Consider the following 16,575-nt stretch of genomic DNA (forward strand, 5'->3'; position numbering starts at 1 on the left):
TCCCGACAGCGACAGGAGATAGTGGTCGTAGTCGAGCAGGTCCGGGCCCGGTGCGAGCGAGAAATCCACCGCACCAAGGGAAATGACCGGGCGGCGGGCGCGGCGGGTGCCACGCGATACGGCGGGGCCGGTAATGATGGACATGGGCACGGAACGGACCGCCTTTCTCGGTCGAAGTCGCCCGCCAGGGCGAAGCAGAGGCGGGAAGACGCGAGCACCCGGTAACCGGAGTCGGTCGATCGCGTCGGGTAGGTGTCGATCCCGTCGGGTGGCGGCCTGTGACTGGGCGGTGCCGGTGAGGTCGCGCCGGGTGTGGTGCGGCCCGAGGGGATCGCTGGCGCGGTGGCGTGACCGCGCGCCGGGCCGGCGGCGGGTCGTCGGACGGCGCGGTGGTTCAGTCGGTGCCGGTGTGGTCGATGGTGATTCCGAGGTCGGTCGCGGCGGCGGCGCCGAAACGCACGTTGATGTCGAGGGACTCGGCGAGCAGGGGGTTGTCGAAGGCGGCGTAGATCAGCCGTGCGGTGATTTCGCCGGGGTTGGCGTGCAGCGCGACCGAGGTCGCGACCGCGGTCAGTTCGCTGTCACCGCGCAGGAACGCGCTGTAGGCCAGCAACATCACCGGGGTCGCGCGCAGCGGCCCGTTCAGGCAGCGACCCAACAGTGCCCACAACGTCTCGGCGATGTCGGCGTATTCGCTCGCGGCGGTGGCGTGCAGGCATTGGGAGACCGCGGGAACCGACAGGGCGACAGCGACGCGCGCGAGTCGCCGCGCGGTCGGGGTGGCGCCGTCGTCGATATCGGCGATCGTCTCGAGGACCAGTTCCAGGTCGCGGCGGTCGAGATCGCGCACGTGCTCGTCGTGGTCGGCCCAGAGGCGGCACGCGCGTGCGTCGAGCGCGGCCGGGAGCTCGGCGGTGACCGCGTCGAACAGGTCGAGGTCCGGTGTCAATACCTCGCCCAAGCGTTGGGTGTGGGACAAGGCGGGAAGCGTGGCGGGGAGGTGCCGTGTCGTGGTCGAGTCCTCGGTCGCGGGCAGCGGCCACCAGGGTTGGTCGGGGGTGAGTGCGTGGGTCGCCCAGCTCGCCGCGATCGGGACAGGACCTCCGGCGAATGCGTCGGTGAGGTATTCGGTCAGCCGGTATCCGGGATGGTCGGATTCGGGTGTGGTCGTGGGGGTGAGGCGGTCGTCGATGAGGATCGCGTATCCGATCCCGGTATCGGCGGAGGCGAGGCGGCGTCGCAGCCACGCAGCAAGGATCGGTGCGCTGGCGCTGAATTCGACGCACGACACCGAAGCACGGGCTTGGTCGGTGTGCTGGTCGGGGAGCCCGATCACGATGAGTGATCGGGTCGGGGTGAAGTCCAACGCGGAGTGGATCGAGGTGATCCACTCGCGCGGCGGGGACGGCGTTTCGTAGTCGAGCACGAGAGATCCCTTCGCTGGTGGAGATAGGGAGATAGATGGGAGTGCCGCCGCTGCCGTGGTGTCCATCGCGGCTGCGTAGTTCGGCTACAGGCACGTATCCGAGGGTGTGACAGACGATTTCGGTTCGGCTGCGGCTGCGCTGAGCGGCTGATATCGGTACGGCAACCCGTTTTTCGCCGATTCGGCGGAGGTGCCGGTGCTGCGATGCGCCGGGCGCGGGGTGGCTGTGCGCGGACCCCGGCGGCCGAGTAGCGGATGCCGGGGTTCTCAGCCGATGGTGATGCCGAGGTCGGCGGCGGCGGTGGTGGCCGAGCGGGTGAGCCGGTTCAGTGCCCGGGGCGGCAGGCCGCGTTCGATCACGGCGTAGAGCAGGCGGGCGTAGAGGTCGGCGGGGTCGGCTTCCAGCGCTGTTGTGACGGCGATCCGGGCCAGCACGCCGTCGCCGCGCAGGTGGGCGCTGCGGGCGAGCAGAACCGCCGGGTGGGCGCGGTGGGGGCCGGTCAGGCTGCGGGTCAACAACACCCACAAGCCCTCGGCCGCGACGGCGTGCGCACCGGCGGCGGTCGCGGGCAGGCATCGCTCCACCGCCGGGATACCGAGCGCGGCCCCCAGCCGTGCGAGGCGACCCGCGGTGAACTCCTCCCCGGCGGCGTGATCGGCGATCGCATACAGCACCGCTTCCAGGTCACGACGGTCCTGATCCGAGATCGCCTCGGCGTGGGCGATCCCCGCGCGGCGGCCGTGGACGTCGGCGAGAGCCTGGGGCAGTGCCGCCGAGACCTGTTCGGCGAGTGCGGGATCGGTAGCCAGCGAGTCGGCCAGCGCGGTCCTGGACGCCAGCACCGGTACCCCGAGCGCCGCGCGCTCGCGCGCGAAGGGGGAGTGAGCGGGGTCGGGTAGGGTCCCGGAATCGGCGGGCCCCGACAGCGACCACCACACCCCGCCCGCCACGATCGCGGTAGTCGCGAAGCTCCCCTGCCACCGGACAGAACTGTCGGTCAACGCGCGCACCACGTGTTCGACCAGGCGGTGATGGCGGATCTGGCCGGTCGTGGTCGTGGTCGGGTCGTGGTGTGGAGGGTGTAGTCGGTCGTCGATGACGAGCACGTAACCGATCGCCGGACCCAGCGTCGTGAGCAGGGGAGCGAGGCGGTCGGTGATCGAGGCGGGATCCTCGGTGAGATCGAAGTGGGGAAGCGCCGCCGGCTCGTCGTGGCCGGGATCGGTCGTGGCCGGGATCAGGATCAGGATCAACGATCGCTGCGGGAGGAACCCGATGATGCCGGGCACCGACGCGATCAACCGGCTCGCAGACGGGAATGGGATGGGGGTGGACACGGCGAAACTCCTTTCGGTGAGCGATACGGGGATGTCGATGGCGGTGTGCGGGAACAGGGGCCGCAGCGCAACGCCACAGCGAGCAAGCACCGCGGAGCGCCGTCGATGCCTGTCGGTCGGGGGACGACCCTGAACAGGGCGGTGACGTCGCGGTGGTCGTCTGTCGGACGCGAGGACACGATCGGTGATCACGCCCGCGGGCGGGGAGTAGCATCGGTGGTGGAGGATCAGCAGGCTGGCCGGATTTGTTGGAGGTCAGCACATGGCTGAACGTCGACCACCGCGCTCGCCGCGCACGGCTCGATCACCGGAAATGACCCAGCGGGTGCAGCGCTCACGTGAGCGGGTGCGCCGACGCCGCGAACTCGCCCGCGAACGCGACCGCGAAGTGTCCGCGGCGGTGCGCCGCTACCTCACCGACTGGCAGGCGATCACCGCGTGCGAGACCAAACGCGACGCCGAGATCACCGAACTACGACGCCGGATCAGCGTCGTCGAAGACGAAGCCGCTACCCAGATCGCGGGTCTGCGCGCCGACCAGGGCCACGCGGCGGCGATCATTCGTGACCAGCCCGGCCACACCGACGACGACGTCGCCGACCTGCTCGAGATCACCCCGAAACAAGTCCGCCAACTCATCACCCTCGCTCGAACACAGCCCAACGAGCCAGCCGAGTCCGCCGACGTCGCCGCACCGACCGACACCACCCCCGACCACGCCGTGCAGACCGAGGAGCCACAGGCCGGTACCGGCAGTGCTCGACCACCGACGACAGCGGGTGACTCGGCACCGACCGACCAATCGACATGACGCCGGGCTCGGCAGCGACCACTTCGGATCAGTTGCGCGTCACACCGTCAGCGAGCACCGAATCGCTTGGCTCGTTGGCCGACGCTGAAACACAGCATTGCCAACGACCTCGCAACAGTTCACCGACTCAGGGACGGCGATTCGTTCGAGGATGAACGGGGTGAGTATCCGCCGATGGGATGCGTGCTACAGGAGGGTGGATCAGCTGACGAAGTAGCGGCCGACCTGCCACACATACCCGCGGAACTGCTGCGGCGACAACGGCTGTCGCACCGGAATACCCGCCACCGGCGAATACGGCCAGAACGCCCAACCACACCGATGGCAGTAGAACCCGGCCCGCCACAGCCCGTGCGCAGCCGGGCGCCCGCGCCGGATCCGGTTGTTGTGACGCCAGCGAGCCCACACGACAGCCAGGCACAACAGGCCCGGTGACGCGGTGAACCCGACCATGAACACCCCTGCCAGAGCCATGTTCACCTGGCCTCCTCCTGGGTCCGTGGAGAAGATGATGCCGAGGGTCAGGACGAGGGCCATGAAGAACGCGGGAATCAGCAACAGACAGCCCCAACGGGTCAGCCGTCGCGTCGGCTTCCAGGCGGGTTCGCGAGCGAAACTACCGGCCAACGCGGAGGTATGGGTGCGATCGACGGTCATGGTGCCGAACACCGGCACCAACCCACCGCTCGAGATACCGAACCCCGAATACGATCCGCTGCCGAACGAGACTGCGGTCCCGTCCGAGCACAACGCGGGCACACTCTGCACCCAGTCCAGCCGCCCGCAACTCGGGCAGGTGATGTCGATCTCCATCCGCGGATCTCCCGATCGGGCAACCACGTCGACCTCACGGCGACGCGGGGATGCCTGCGATGAAACCTCTGGCAAATCGTATTGAACACCGCCGGCGCGGATGTGTCGATGATCCGAATCTGCGTAACGCATGGTCTGTTTCCTTTCCCGGATACGCCCCGGACGGTCGGTTCGAAAGGCCGCGAACTGGCAAATACCTGGTAAATCCAGGTGGGTTTCCGCTCGGAGGTGACACGGTGGACGTGAAGGGTTGAGTGTGGCGAGACGGCCAAGGTGTGATCTGTGTGTCAAATCACATCTCGGCGTCGACTGCCGGGCGTCAGATAGGTGGGTGGGAGTATCCGCAGAATCGGCGAAGTCCGGCCGTGACCGCTACAAGCGACGCGGCGACGACGCGGTTGGCGGCCGAGGTTGCGGATCGGTTCGTAGATCACATGCCCGGTCGGATGTTCGTTGCATCGACTACTGCCCGAAATTTCGCGGGTGTTCAGTCGGCGCGCCTACGCCGTGGTGACGGGTGATGACGCCGTCATCAGAGAAGCGCCGGGCGAGTCCGATTTGTCTGTGATGACCATGTCATCAGTTGATGGTAGGTTTAAGTTCTGAAATGCAGTGACGCGTTCTGAAACGTGGTTTGAGCAGCGAAGATGCGGCACCATGGACCGCTGATCAGGGCGTTCTCACGGAGGCGGTGCGGGGTTCGATTCCCCCAGGCGGCTCCATTCTCACACCTTAAAAGTGCAGGTAGAGGGTTTTTTAGGCGATTTTTTGTCCGATTTATCACTTTTTCGTGATGACGCAGTCATAAGTGATTGATGACATGGTCGACCTGCTTGCGTGTCGATTTGCTGTCTGACCAGTGGATACGAGCCAGATGGAGCGGGAGGGGAAGTCCCCCAGGTGGTTCGTTGCCGTGTTCAGGCATCGGTCCCGCAGTCATCAGAAGGGCCACGCCGTCTATCTCGGTGCTGAGGCGCTCGGGTCGCTGGGCACTGAACAAGTCGTCGCCGCGATCATGTTTGGTAGCGATTCTGGGGTGGGGGTTCAGATGGGTAGGACGACTGCGGTGACGAATTCGTTGCGTAGCCAGCCGACGAATGTCTCCCAGGCGCCCGTGAGCAGGGCGATGCCGATGGCGAGGAGTAGGACTCCGCCGGTGATCTGGATGGTGCGGGTGTGTCTGCGCAGCCAGGACAGTCCGTGCAGGGCTTTGGCCGAGCCGAAGGCCAGCGCGAGGAAGGGCAGGCCCAGTCCGAGGCAGTAGGCGGCGATGAGGGTGACACCGCGTGCGGCGGTGGTGCCGTGGGTGCCTGCGGATACCGAGAGCACTCCGGCCAGTGTCGGGCCCAGGCACGGGGTCCATCCCAGGGCGAATACCGCGCCGAGCACGGGCGCTCCTGACAGAGTCGATATTCGGCGCGGGGTAGGGCGGGTGTCGTTTTGGAGCGCGGGGATCAGCCCGAGGAACGCCAGACCCATGACGATGGTGATGACACCGCCGCCGCGTTGGAGCAGCTGCTGATTGACCCGCAGGACTGTGATCGCGCCGAATACCGACGCGGTCGCCAGTACGAACACCACGGTGAATCCGGCCACGAACAGCAGCGCGGCCCCGGTGACACGCCAGCGCCCGGGCGGGGGCGCTGCGCGGGCCACGGCGACGCTGGTTGCGGGTGCTTCGGCTCCGGTTACCGCGGCCAGGTAGGACAGGTAGCCGGGAACCAGCGGTACCACGCAGGGGGAGGCGAAGGAGACGAGTCCGGCGAGCATGCAGGCGGCGATCGCGAGTGCGAGGGGGCCGGTGGCGGTGAGGTTCTGGAAGGTGGTGCCGATATCGGAGGCCAGCGCTGTCACGGGTGGTCCTGGATGTGTCGGGTGCGGGTCGCGGCCAGTGGCCGGGCGGGGACATGGCGGGGTCGGGTCATGGTTCGGCGGCGATTCGTTCGACGGCCGGTTGGAGGTCTTCGGTACGTAGGGAGCGCAGGTAGACCGCGGCGACGCGGTGGCGTCGGTCCAGGATGAGGGTGGCGGGGATGACGCTGGTCGGGAAGTTCCCGCCGAGGGCGAGCAGGGTTCGCATGGAGGGGTCGTAGATCGAGGGGTAGCCGATTTTGTAGTCGGTGACGAAGTCTCGGGCTTTGTCGCGTTGGGGGTCGCGGACGTTGATGCCCAGGAATTCGACCCCGGAGTCCTTGGTGGCGGCGTAGGCGCGTTCGAGGTCGTCGGCTTCGGCACGGCAGGGACCGCACCACTGTCCCCAGATATTGATCACCACGACCTTGCCGCTGTGGTCGGCGCTGGAGATCGGTTGGTCGGTCATCAGGTCCGGGCCTGCCAACGGCGCGATCTCGCCCCGGGTCTCGGGTGGGTCGTAGAAGATGTCGGTCTTGCCGCCTGGGGAGACGAAGTCGAAGGTGCTCGACGAACGGGGCGGGTCGAGCAGAGAACATCCGCTCAGCAGCGTCGCGCTGATCGCGACCGCCGTGGCGAGCATGCCGACGCGGGATAGTGGGAAGGTCACAGGTTCTCCTGGACGGCGGTGTGGATCTGGTCGAGGTGGTCGAACACCGCCGGTGTGGTGATCCGTCGCAGGGTGCCGTCGGCGCGCAGCAGGTAGGTCAGGGGCAGCACCGGCGGGGCCGCGAGCGCGGCGCGCGCGTCGGCGAGGTCGACGAAGGACGGATACGTGACGCCCAGGCCGCGCCAGAGTGCGAGAGCGGTGTCGGGCCGGTCCTCGATGTTGAAGCCCACGACCGTGATCGCGTCGGGGTGGCGGGCGTAGGCGTCGAGGACCGGGATCTCGGTACGGCACGGCCCGCACCAGGATGCCCACAGGTTGATCAGGACCGGCCCGTCGGCGAGCGCGGCACCGAGGTCGACGGCGTCGCTACCGCCCAGACATCGTGCGCGGATGCCGTGCAGCGCGGTTCTCGCACCACTCGGGGCGGCCTGGCCTGGACACTGCGCGAGGGCACCGCCGGCGTTCGGATCCGGCGACGGTGAGATCACCATGGTGTCGTTGTCGGCGAGCGCGCTGGGTTCGGGGGTGGTCGAGGCCCACCACGCGAGGAGGGTGGCCACCAGCACGATCGCCACGGCGAGGTAGCGCCGGGCGGCGGTCGACGGCAGGGACGGGTGGCGGGGGTCGGTGCGCACCTCGGTGTTCATCGGGTCTTGCGTGAACGGCGGAGTACGACGACCGCGGCGATCACCAGCACGACCAGGACCGCCGCCAAGACCGCCGGGACGAGGAACCCGGCCTGCTCGGCGGGTGGCGCGGTCGCCGCAGGTGCGGCGGCAGGCGGTGACGCGGGTGGCGTGAGCGCGGTGGTATCGGCGGTGGCGGTCACGGTGATCCGGAACGATCCCGAGATCGGGTGTCCGTCGGCGGAGACCACGCGGTAGCCGACGGTGTAGTCCCCGGAGGGGATGGCGGGGCGGACCGAAGCCCGCACGTGGGTGCCGTCCACGCTGACCCGGTCGTGCCAGGTCGTGTCGTTGGCGCCGACGAGGATGACGGTCGCGAACTGCTCGCCGATCTTCTGGTTGAACGTCAAGGTGACCGCTGCCGGGGCCTGGGCGAGCACCGCGCCGGGCGCGGGGTCGGAGTCGATCAACTCGCTGTGGGCGGCGGCAGTGGTGATGGCGCCGATCCAGGCTGTCACCGAGACGATCAACACCACGACCGCTCTGGCCACACCCCTGGATGGAGACGGACGTGACCGCGACAAGGTCTGTAATGGGCGGATATCGGCGGCCGCGGCGAGTGGTCGAGTCGGATCCGGAGTCTGGTCGGACATGGGATATCCCCTTTCTGCGCAACCGGATTCGGATGTGGCGCGCACCGGTGTGCGGTGACGGCGCGTGGCGGGGGTCGTGGGCGTGCTCATGCGGCCAGTGCGGTGTCGATGGCGGCTTTGAGTGCCGCGTAGGTGGGTCGTCCGGTGAATCGGGTGTCGTTGATGAAGAAGGTCGGGGTGCCTTGTACGCCCAGGCTCATGCCGTCGGCGCGGTCGGCCAGCACGCGGGTTCCGGTGTCGGGGGCGGTCCAGGCGGCCTCGAACTGGGCCATGTCGAGTCCGAGTTCGCGGGCGAATCCACGGAAGGTGTCGGCGTGGGAGACCTGTTGATCGCCCCATTGCGCCTGGGTCTGGAACATCTTGCGGTACATCGGTTCCCACTGCCCCTGCTGCCCGGCGGCCTCCACGACCCGTGCGGCGGTCTCGGCGTTGCGGTGACTCGGGATCGGGAAGTAGCGCACCACGAAGGTGACCCGGTCGCTGTATTCGGCGCGTAGCTGTTCCACCCCGGCGAAGGCCGCGCCGCAGACCTCGCATTCGAAGTCGAGGAACTCCACCACGGTGACCTTGCCGTCGGGAGCGATCGAGAGTCGGTGACTGTCGGGGCGCACCAGCGCCGAGCCGCCCCCGGTGGCGGCCGTCTCGGTGGAGGAGCGGTTGATCAGGACCAGGGTGAGGATCACCCCGAGCGTCGCGACCACCACGAGGGCGGCGACTTTCGTGCTGAGCGTCATCTTCGCGAGCATCGCGTCGACCTTTCGTCATCGTGTCGACACACGACACGGCGACGGCGTCGCTCGCCCGCGAGCGAGCACGCCATCGGAACAACGGGGAGATCCCTGGGACAGGGAACGAAAAAGAAGGGGGGAACCAGGCTCGAGCCGCCGGGCGCAGCGCGTCGCGGAATCGGGCGCACGCCAGCCCCAGCCGGTCAGTGCCTCATGAGCCCGTGAGGTCCGGCGGTGGTGAGGGTGAGGTGGGCTATGTCCGCAGCACGCACAACATGGTCAGCGACACCGCGACCGGCGTCCTGGCGGATGCACGAACTCGAACAGGCTCGGCACCCGCCACCACCGCGCGCAGCGCGCCCGACCGTGTCAGCGCGACAGCGGCGGCGAGCAGCGCGAGCAGCAGCGCCACACACAGCCCGAGCACCTCGGCCGGATCTGTCGGCATCGGAACGACAGGCGCGGCATCAGCGGCGACGTGGGCGAGCAGGACACCGAAGTCCGCGAACTCCGGTGTCGGGTCGACGGTTTCGGCCATCGCTGCCCCCGCCTGGCCCAGGCCGGTGATCACTGTCGCGCAGATCGTCTCGTCCCCGCACACGGTGACCGAGTCGTGACAGCTCCCGGCTTGGGCGAGCAGGATCGCCAGGACCGCGCCGAGCGCGGCCAACAGCCAGCCGATGCGGGCACGCGGGACCGCGTGGGCATCGGGGCTGGTCGGCATACCGGAGAGGGTAGCGCTGCGGTGTCGGGGGTGGGCGCACACCCCACCCATTGCCCGAACATATCAACGGATATTAGATTGACACTATGACCGACGACCGCTGCGAGCTGTTGTGCATCGACTTCGACCATGCCGAGTCCCTGCGAACGAGCCTGCCCGCCGCACAGCAGATCGCGCTGCGCGCCGAGCGCTTGCGGGCGCTGGGCGATCCCACCCGTCTGCGGATCGCCTACGCGCTGCACGTGGGCGATGAGCTGTGCGTGTGTGATCTGGCCTGGATCGTCGGAGCTTCCCAGGGGCTGGTGTCGCATCATCTGCGCCACCTGCGATCGGCGGGACTGGTCGAGTCCCGCCGGGACAAGAAGCTGGTGATGTACCGGCTCGACCCGCGTGCCCATGCCCTGCTCGAGGCCGCCCTCACCGCCGATGTGAACGGCCAGATCCGATGAGTGACGCGTGCTGCGGCCCCGACGAACACAAGACCTCCGAACACGAATCCGGCGCCGAACAGGTCCGGCAGCGGTTGTGGCAGGTCCGTGAAGTGCAATTCGCGGCGGTGGCCGGAGTCCTGCTGATCGCGGGCTTCCTCACCGACCTGGCCGGTGCCGACACCGCGGCGACGCTGGCCTACCTCGCCGCCGCGGCGATCGGTGGATGGAACTTCGTGCCCGCTACCGTGCGCGGGGTCGCCCGAGCCCGCATCGGGGTGGGCACCTTGATGACCATCGCGCTGATCGGTGCGCTGTTACTGGGCCAGTACGCCGAAGCGGCGGCGCTGGCGTTCCTGTTCTCCATCAGCGAGGCCCTCGAGGACTACTCCCTGGCCCGCGCCCGCCGGGGCCTGCGCGCGCTGCTGGCCTTGGTCCCCGACCGGGTGAGCGTCCTGCGCGAGGGCATCCCGACACCGATCGACCCGGCGGAGTTGGTCGTCGGGGATCGCATGCTGGTCCGCGCAGGGGAACGCGTCGCCAGCGACGCGATCGTGCGCGAGGGACGGTCCTCGATCGACACGTCGGCGATCACCGGTGAGTCGATGCCGGTCGAAGTCGGGCCGGGTGATACCGTGTACGCGGGCTCGATCAACGCCAACGGCGTCCTCACCCTGGAAGCCACCGCGACCGTCGCGGACAACTCGCTGGCCAAACTCGTCCGCATCGTCGAAGACGCCCAGCAGCGCAAGGGCACCCGGCAACGGATCGCCGACCGCATCGCGGCACCGTTGGTGCCCGCGATCATGGTCCTGGCCGCTCTCATCGCCGGAATCGGAGCCCTGCTCGGCGATCCGGCGGTCTGGATCGAACGGGCACTGGTCGTCCTGGTCGCCGCCGCGCCGTGCGCGCTGGCGATCTCGGTCCCGGTCACCGTCGTCGCCGCGGTCGGCGCGGCCAGCCGACTCGGTGTCCTGGTCAAGGGCGGAGCGGCGCTGGAAACCCTCGGCGCGGTCGGTGCCGTCGCCCTGGACAAGACCGGGACACTGACCCGCAACCAGCCCGTGGTCACCGAGATCGTCACCGCCGAAGGCATCGAAACCGCATGGGTTCTCGCCGTGGCCGCCGCGCTGGAAGCCCACAGCGAACACCCCCTCGCCGCCGCGATCCTCGCCGCCGCCCCGACCGTCACCCCTGCCTCCGAGGTCACCACAGTGCCCGGCGCGGGTTTGGAAGGAACCGTCGACGGTGCGCCCGCCCGGCTGGGCAAACCCGCCTGGATACCCGCGCCCAGCCTGGGCGCCGAGATCGACCGGCTCCAGGACGCGGGCAACACCGTCGCGGTCATCGAACACCGGTCTGCCGTGCTCGGTGTCATCGCGATCCGTGACGAACTGCGTCGCGAGGCCGCCGACACCGTCACCGCGCTACGCGCGGCCGGGATCTCGGTCACCATGCTCACCGGGGACAACGCACGCACCGCCACCGCGCTGGCCGCCCGAGCCGGTATCGACGACGTCCACGCCGAACTGCACCCCAGCGACAAGGCCGCCCTCATCGACACCCTGCGCGCCACCGGCTCCGGCGCGGTCGCGATGGTCGGCGACGGCGTCAACGACGCCCCCGCCCTGGCCACCGCCGATGTCGGGATCGCGATGGGCGCGATGGGCACCGACGTCGCCATCGAAACGGCATATGGGGTCCAGTGACGAGGAAAGTCGCGCTAAGCGATATCTGACACCCTCGATTCGCGAGATAGATTGCTCTGCAATGTGTTTCGCCCTTTCTGGCGCAGTGTTCGACTGGTAAGGATCCGTATTCAACTGGTCTGTATTCCCCCGGATCACGTCGTTGAGTGGTGGCCGGTTTCCCTGGTGGAGTAGGTCGTCCAGCTTCCACCGGCCTCGCCCCAGACCCGGGTCATGTGCTTGGCGGAGAAGCCGAGTGCGTCGGCGAGGACGGGTGCTGGTGCTTGGAGGACGAGCTGGCGGAGCGTGGCCGACTTCGTGGCCTGAGCGGGCAGACCGAGGTCTTGGCGGAGATGTCCGAGCAGGGTGCTGAAATGCACCGGTTGCCCTGCCCGGCGGTCGGGAAACAGCCATTGGCTTTCCGGGTTGACGGTGGTCATGTTCTGCCGGTTGTCGACGAGTTCCGGCAGCATTCCGGCCAGCGGTTCGGGGACCGGCAACGGTGGTGTGCCCAGCCGGATGAGCACCTGGCCGTCGTCGTTGACGACATCGTCGATGGTGAGTCGGACGAGACGAGCGACGGGCTGGCCGTAGAGCAGCATGAGCGCGGCGGCAACGCGGGACCGCAGCGGCGGACGCGGGTCGGTCAGTGCCCGGCGTAGCAGGGCGAGGCGACGGGTCTGGGTGATGGGTTTCCCGGCTCCGGCCGTCGTGGTCGGGATGCCGTGTTTGGGCATACGTCCGGTGCTTTTCGCCCAAATCAGGAACGGACGCGCCAACTGGCGACGGTGCGCGAGGGCCTGGGCATGCCAGAGGTCGACATCGGCCTGGGCGCACTCGCCGAGCTGGGTGCCGCGCTCATCGAGCCAGGCCAAGAACCGGGCCGCTTCCTCAACCGCACCGAGGTAATAGCGGCCGGCGTCGACAACCGGGCCGCGTCGTGCGCGGCGGCGAAGCCGGGGAAGTTGATGCCAGAGCGTGAATTGCCGCAGCATCCGGAAGTGCGGGCTGTCGGCCAGTTCGGTCAATTTGCGGTGCAACAGCGCCTCTGCGTGCAACAGCTGCTTGTCGACCGTGGGCAGGACGCCGCAGCTCATCAGCAGATCACGCAGATAGGCGACGGCCCGCTGGTTGGGCAGCTCTTTCAGGGCGTCGTGGGTGATCGGCACCCGTCCAGCCGCGAGGTCAGCCAACAGGCCGCGAACGCCGGTGCTGCGCAGCCATTTCAGTCCGGTCAGGGGTTCGGGCATGCCGAGCACGGCGTCAACCAAGAGGGCGAGTTGAGGGTGGATCTGGCCGGTGCCGTCGTCGAGCAGTTCGCGTAGCTGCCGGGCGAGGGTGCAGCGGGTACAGAGTCGTCCGCCGTGCAGTTCACCTTCGAATCCGCAACTGTCGCAGAAGAAGTCTCGGGTGATTCCGGCGCAGTCCCGGCAGATCGGTGCCGCGTCGCCGGATCGGCGGCCCGGGAGCAGTCGGTCGCTGCCGCATCCGGGACAGTGGCCGTGACACCGCACTGCCTTGGCGTAGCAGGTGCGGCAGATCGATCCTTCCCAGTTCGCGGCCTTGCCGGCGCGCCGACCGCATCGGACGCAGTCGCGGACGTGCCAGCGCTCGTACTGTCCGGCGTTCTTGTAAGAGGGTCTCATTCCTCGACGCGGATGCGCGCGCGTTTGGGCCGGATCGTGGTGTTCATGTCGACGACCTTGTCGCCGGCGACGGCCTTGCGGGCCTGGTTCTCGGCCTTGGTGGCGATCAGATCCGCTGGGGTGCAATCGAATATGTCGCAAAGCGCGGCCAGGACCGGCAGCGACAGCCGTTCGGGGGTTTGGGTCACCAGCCGCCAGACCTGCACCGAGGACAGTTTGATACCGCGGTCGTGCAGGTGCGGTTCCAGGTCGTTGGCGGCGAACATGCCCGCCGCGGCCATCGTCTCCCGCAACCGCCACTGGTAGCTGACTCGACGTTTCATCGTTTCCTCCCGGGCTGTTTCAGCGCGGCTGCTACGGTCGTATCCAGCACCCGCCGTAGCGTGCGGGTGCGGTAGTCCGAGGACACGCAGGTGTAAATCGACGTCGTTGAAGCATGTTCGTGGCCGGCCTGCTCCTGGACAAATCTAGCGTCGAAACCATCCTCGACCTGGTGGGTGATGTGGCTTCGCCGCAGTGAGTGGAAGTCCAGCGCAGGGTCCAAGCCGAGCTCGTCACGGTAGGCGGCCAGCCGTGTGTTGAGCGTGCTCAGGCCGATCCGTGGGCCGCGTTCGGACGGCCAGCACGCCGGTGACCCGGCGGTAGGGAACAGTGGCCGGTATTCCTCGATCCACTCGGCCAGCACTTCGGTCGACCAGTCCCAGATCGCCAGCACGCTGCGCCGCTTGGGCGTCGAGCCCTTCTTTGCCTTGCCGTGGCGGACATAGACTGCCCCGTACTCCCCGAACTCCGGACCATCGGGATTACGCCCGAAGTCGGCGGTGTCGAGCATCCGAATTTCGTTGCGCCGCAAGCCGAATGCGTAGGCCGTTTTCAGCAGCGCGGCGTCGCGGAACGCTGGGAGCCAGCCCTTGCGCCCGGCCTCGCGGATGCGCACCACCTGTTCGTCGGCGTAGTCGAACAGCGCGATCAACTCCTTGCGGGTGAAAGCCCGCTTGCCGGAATCGGATTCGGCCTCGTCGATGTGCTCGGCGGTGTTCCACTCGTGCACCACCTGCACCGGGTGCGTGCCGAACCGCTGCTCACACACCGTCGCCCACTGATAGGCCGGGTCGATCAGATAGGCGCAGAACAGCTGCACCGCCTCCTGATAGTTGCGCAGCGTCGACCGCTTCGCATTGCGCACCGCCCGCAGGTCACCGAGCCATTCGTCGACATGCTGCGCCTTCCAATGCCACGGAAAGGCGTCCGCGTAATCCGCGAACGCCCGCACCCCTCGCTCACGACCGCCAATCGTGGAGAACGCCAGATTCCGCGCCAGCTGCTGATTGCGCCAGCCGTCGAGCATCGCGGTGAGCACCTGCTCCTCCGGCCGCAGCAGAGACAGCCCGTCCACCAGATGCAGCGCCGCCGATCCCGGCACCTTGCCGTCTACGCCCAATGCACCACCCTTCACGAGCGCTTACATCAAACGTAAGAATATTTCATCAAACCTAATCAGCTAGGCAAATCGCCTGGTCGACGGCGAGCACTGGCGACCCCAGCGCTCCCAGGAATGACTGGTAGGCTCGGGCGATCCCGGACCGGTGCCCTGACTCACCGAACCTTCGGCAGTCCCATTGACCTGAGGTATTTGCCGATTCATCTCATGCACTCGAGGCAGGGCGCCCCTTCGTATGCAGACCGACCGGAGTCTTGCATCCGATGAAATTGCAATCACAATGGCCAGATCCGTGAAAAGTCGCGCTAAGGAGTTACCGCAGACAATGGCCTGTTATCTGCGGTAACCTCGGTCTCGAGCTGGCGTGATGCCTCTCCCCGGGCGAGGCGACTCCGTAAATTATCTGCGGTAGCGCCGATTGGGCTCCGGTGACCCGGGCGAAAGGACTGAACGTGGGTCAGGTGCGGGCGTTGCCGGTGCGGGGCGTGCGGCTGGCCGACGCTGTCGGGACGTACTTGGCGACTATGCCGGTCGCCAACCACCCGCCGCGGCTACGCCATCGCCCTCAATCAGCTTGTGCGCGACTTCGGTGCCGACTCGGATGTGGGCGTGCTGGAGGCCGAGCGGGTGGGTGGCTGGTTCACGTTCAAATGGGGCGGCAAGTCGCCGCAGACGTTCAACGTGCGCCTGGCCGCTCTGCGGGGTGCGTGCGAGTACTGGCGCAAACAGGAGTGGCTGGTCGGGGATCCGCTGGTCCGGTTGGTGCCGCGGAAGGTGCCACCTGATCACTCTCGGGCGATGACCCGTGACGAGGTGACCCAGCTGCTCGCGGCGGATGTGCCGCTGCGCGAACGGGTTCTGTGGACGATGCTCTATGAGACCGCCGCCCGTGCCGACGAGCTGTTGATGCTCGATATCCAGGATCTGGATATGGCGAACCGGTGCGGCACCGTGACCCGCAAAGGCGGGGCGAGGGATGTGGTGGCGTGGCAGACCGGTACCGCGCGGCTATTGCCGCGACTGCTGGCCGGCCGGAAGAAGGGCCCGGTGTTCCTGACCGATCGCAAGGCCAAACCCGGTGTGGCCGTGGATGATATCGATCCGTCGATGCTGTGCGGGCGGTTGTCGTATCGGCGGGCGGCCGAGCTATTCGAACGCCACACCAGCGAGTTCAACCGTGGCCCGTTCACGCTGCATCAGCTCAGGCATTCGAAGCTCACCCACGCCGCCGAAGAGGGGGCGTCGACGCCGATGCTGATGCGGATGAGCGGGCACACCTCGGTCCGGTCCCTCGGGAAATACTCTCGCCCGTCCGTGGAGGCCCTGATCCGGTGGCAGGCTCAGACCGATCCGGCCGCCCGACGAAGGCGATAACCCACGGATGGGAGTGGCACGGCTTGGTTGGTCAGCGTCCCATCATCGGGCCCATGTGCTGCATCATCACCGTCATCCACAGCAGTACCGCGACCCCGAGCACGACCAGTAGCGCAATCGCGGCGATCACCACGACGGGCAGGGTGATGGCCGAGGCGGGTGCGGGGCTCGTGGGCTGCGGTGCGGGTGTCGGCAGGTCGCGGGTGAGGGCTTGCAGGTCGCCGACCGTTCGGGCCCGGTAGGCGTGGGCGACGCGGTCGGAGAACTCGTCGAGGGTGATCCGGCCGCTGGCGACCTCGGCGCGCAAGGTCTGGAACGCCTGTTCACGGTCGGCGTCGGATGCGCGGAGGTCAGGGTT

Annotated in this window: 17 protein-coding genes; 4 read left to right on the plus strand and 13 right to left on the minus strand. The window is 67.9% G+C overall.

All coding sequences use genetic code 11. The features are described from left to right. Positions 1-394 precede the first annotated feature (394 nt). Together ON30_RS29045 and ON30_RS36510 are read right to left on the minus strand one after the other, a co-directional pair. The gene (locus ON30_RS29045; RefSeq protein ID WP_040712482.1) at positions 395-1,426 is read right to left on the minus strand and encodes a DUF4192 domain-containing protein; all 1,032 of its coding nucleotides are present in this window, start codon (positions 1,424-1,426) and stop codon (positions 395-397) included. A gap of 267 nt (positions 1,427-1,693) precedes the next feature. After that, positions 1,694-2,764 (minus strand): DUF4192 domain-containing protein, encoded by a 1,071-nt coding sequence (locus tag ON30_RS36510; RefSeq protein WP_051030114.1) that lies wholly within the window; start codon positions 2,762-2,764, stop codon positions 1,694-1,696. A 262-nt stretch (positions 2,765-3,026) separates the two neighbouring features. Between ON30_RS36510 and ON30_RS29055 the strand changes: the two genes are divergently transcribed. Next, positions 3,027-3,575 (plus strand): hypothetical protein, encoded by a 549-nt coding sequence (locus tag ON30_RS29055; protein WP_156371422.1) that lies wholly within the window; start codon positions 3,027-3,029, stop codon positions 3,573-3,575. A 201-nt stretch (positions 3,576-3,776) separates the two neighbouring features. Here the strand turns inward: ON30_RS29055 and ON30_RS29060 are convergent, their stop codons facing one another. From ON30_RS29060 to ON30_RS29090, 7 genes are all read right to left on the minus strand, one after another. Next, positions 3,777-4,388, minus strand: a complete 612-nt coding sequence (locus ON30_RS29060) for a hypothetical protein (RefSeq protein WP_040712486.1) — start codon at positions 4,386-4,388, stop codon at positions 3,777-3,779. A 1,044-nt stretch (positions 4,389-5,432) separates the two neighbouring features. Beyond that, on the minus strand, positions 5,433-6,242 hold the full coding sequence (locus tag ON30_RS29065) for a cytochrome c biogenesis CcdA family protein (protein ID WP_040712490.1): 810 nt from the start codon (positions 6,240-6,242) through the stop codon (positions 5,433-5,435). 67 nt (positions 6,243-6,309) lie between these two features. Further along, complete coding sequence (locus tag ON30_RS29070) at positions 6,310-6,882, minus strand: TlpA disulfide reductase family protein (RefSeq protein ID WP_040712500.1); 573 nt, start codon at positions 6,880-6,882, stop codon at positions 6,310-6,312. A gap of 23 nt (positions 6,883-6,905) precedes the next feature. Then, a complete protein-coding gene (locus ON30_RS29075; protein WP_051030116.1) occupies positions 6,906-7,556 on the minus strand; it encodes a TlpA family protein disulfide reductase in 651 nt (216 codons plus the stop codon). Then, on the minus strand, positions 7,553-8,086 hold the full coding sequence (locus ON30_RS29080; RefSeq protein ID WP_040712491.1) for a copper resistance CopC family protein: 534 nt from the start codon (positions 8,084-8,086) through the stop codon (positions 7,553-7,555). Before ON30_RS29080 ends, ON30_RS29075 begins: the two co-directional genes overlap by 4 nt. 188 nt (positions 8,087-8,274) lie before the next feature. Beyond that, entirely contained in the window at positions 8,275-8,922 is a 648-nt protein-coding gene (locus ON30_RS29085) for a DsbA family protein (protein WP_040712504.1), read from the minus strand. A 247-nt stretch (positions 8,923-9,169) separates the two neighbouring features. After that, positions 9,170-9,640: a hypothetical protein gene (locus ON30_RS29090; protein WP_040712492.1), complete on the minus strand. Its 471-nt coding sequence runs from the start codon at positions 9,638-9,640 to the stop codon at positions 9,170-9,172. Positions 9,641-9,726: 86 nt separating this feature from the next. Between ON30_RS29090 and ON30_RS29095 the strand changes: the two genes are divergently transcribed. After that, entirely contained in the window at positions 9,727-10,089 is a 363-nt protein-coding gene (locus ON30_RS29095) for an ArsR/SmtB family transcription factor (RefSeq protein WP_040712493.1), read from the plus strand. Next, entirely contained in the window at positions 10,086-11,777 is a 1,692-nt protein-coding gene (locus tag ON30_RS29100; RefSeq protein ID WP_051030117.1) for a heavy metal translocating P-type ATPase, read from the plus strand. Before ON30_RS29095 ends, ON30_RS29100 begins: the two co-directional genes overlap by 4 nt. A 134-nt stretch (positions 11,778-11,911) precedes the next feature. On the opposite strand, the gene ON30_RS29105 is transcribed toward ON30_RS29100, so the two are convergent. The 3 genes from ON30_RS29105 to ON30_RS29115 are packed head-to-tail and all read right to left on the minus strand — an operon-like array spanning position 11,912 to position 14,858. Further along, the gene (locus tag ON30_RS29105) at positions 11,912-13,402 is read right to left on the minus strand and encodes a site-specific integrase (protein ID WP_051030118.1); all 1,491 of its coding nucleotides are present in this window, start codon (positions 13,400-13,402) and stop codon (positions 11,912-11,914) included. Further along, the gene (locus tag ON30_RS29110; RefSeq protein ID WP_040712494.1) at positions 13,399-13,725 is read right to left on the minus strand and encodes a helix-turn-helix domain-containing protein; all 327 of its coding nucleotides are present in this window, start codon (positions 13,723-13,725) and stop codon (positions 13,399-13,401) included. The genes ON30_RS29105 and ON30_RS29110 overlap by 4 nt, the downstream gene beginning before the upstream one ends. Continuing rightward, on the minus strand, positions 13,722-14,858 hold the full coding sequence (locus ON30_RS29115; RefSeq protein WP_245554273.1) for a tyrosine-type recombinase/integrase: 1,137 nt from the start codon (positions 14,856-14,858) through the stop codon (positions 13,722-13,724). Before ON30_RS29115 ends, ON30_RS29110 begins: the two co-directional genes overlap by 4 nt. Positions 14,859-15,419: 561 nt before the next feature. On the opposite strand from ON30_RS29115, the gene ON30_RS29120 reads away from it, so the two are divergent. Further along, positions 15,420-16,217 (plus strand): tyrosine-type recombinase/integrase, encoded by a 798-nt coding sequence (locus ON30_RS29120; protein WP_245554274.1) that lies wholly within the window; start codon positions 15,420-15,422, stop codon positions 16,215-16,217. Between the two features lie 31 nt (positions 16,218-16,248). Here the strand turns inward: ON30_RS29120 and ON30_RS36515 are convergent. Continuing rightward, on the minus strand, positions 16,249-16,575 hold a 327-nt coding region (locus tag ON30_RS36515; protein WP_051030119.1), incomplete at its 5' end, for a DUF1707 SHOCT-like domain-containing protein.

The organism is Nocardia takedensis NBRC 100417, assembly GCF_000308695.1.
GTDB classification, from domain to species: domain Bacteria; phylum Actinomycetota; class Actinomycetes; order Mycobacteriales; family Mycobacteriaceae; genus Nocardia; species Nocardia takedensis.

Excerpts from the sequence above, each read along its gene's own strand:
- ON30_RS29110 (WP_040712494.1), bottom strand. The coding sequence starts at position 13,725 with ATGAAACGTCGAGTCAGCTACCAGTGGCGGTTGCGGGAGACGATGGCC.
- ON30_RS29070 (WP_040712500.1), bottom strand. The coding sequence starts at position 6,882 with ATGCTCGCCACGGCGGTCGCGATCAGCGCGACGCTGCTGAGCGGATGT.
- ON30_RS29090 (WP_040712492.1), bottom strand. The coding sequence starts at position 9,640 with ATGCCGACCAGCCCCGATGCCCACGCGGTCCCGCGTGCCCGCATCGGC.
- ON30_RS29105 (WP_051030118.1), bottom strand. The coding sequence starts at position 13,402 with ATGAGACCCTCTTACAAGAACGCCGGACAGTACGAGCGCTGGCACGTC.
- ON30_RS29095 (WP_040712493.1), top strand. The coding sequence starts at position 9,727 with ATGACCGACGACCGCTGCGAGCTGTTGTGCATCGACTTCGACCATGCC.
- ON30_RS29100 (WP_051030117.1), top strand. The coding sequence starts at position 10,086 with ATGAGTGACGCGTGCTGCGGCCCCGACGAACACAAGACCTCCGAACAC.
- ON30_RS29085 (WP_040712504.1), bottom strand. The coding sequence starts at position 8,922 with ATGACGCTCAGCACGAAAGTCGCCGCCCTCGTGGTGGTCGCGACGCTC.
- ON30_RS29055 (WP_156371422.1), top strand. The coding sequence starts at position 3,027 with ATGGCTGAACGTCGACCACCGCGCTCGCCGCGCACGGCTCGATCACCG.
- ON30_RS29060 (WP_040712486.1), bottom strand. The coding sequence starts at position 4,388 with ATGGAGATCGACATCACCTGCCCGAGTTGCGGGCGGCTGGACTGGGTG.
- ON30_RS29075 (WP_051030116.1), bottom strand. The coding sequence starts at position 7,556 with ATGAACACCGAGGTGCGCACCGACCCCCGCCACCCGTCCCTGCCGTCG.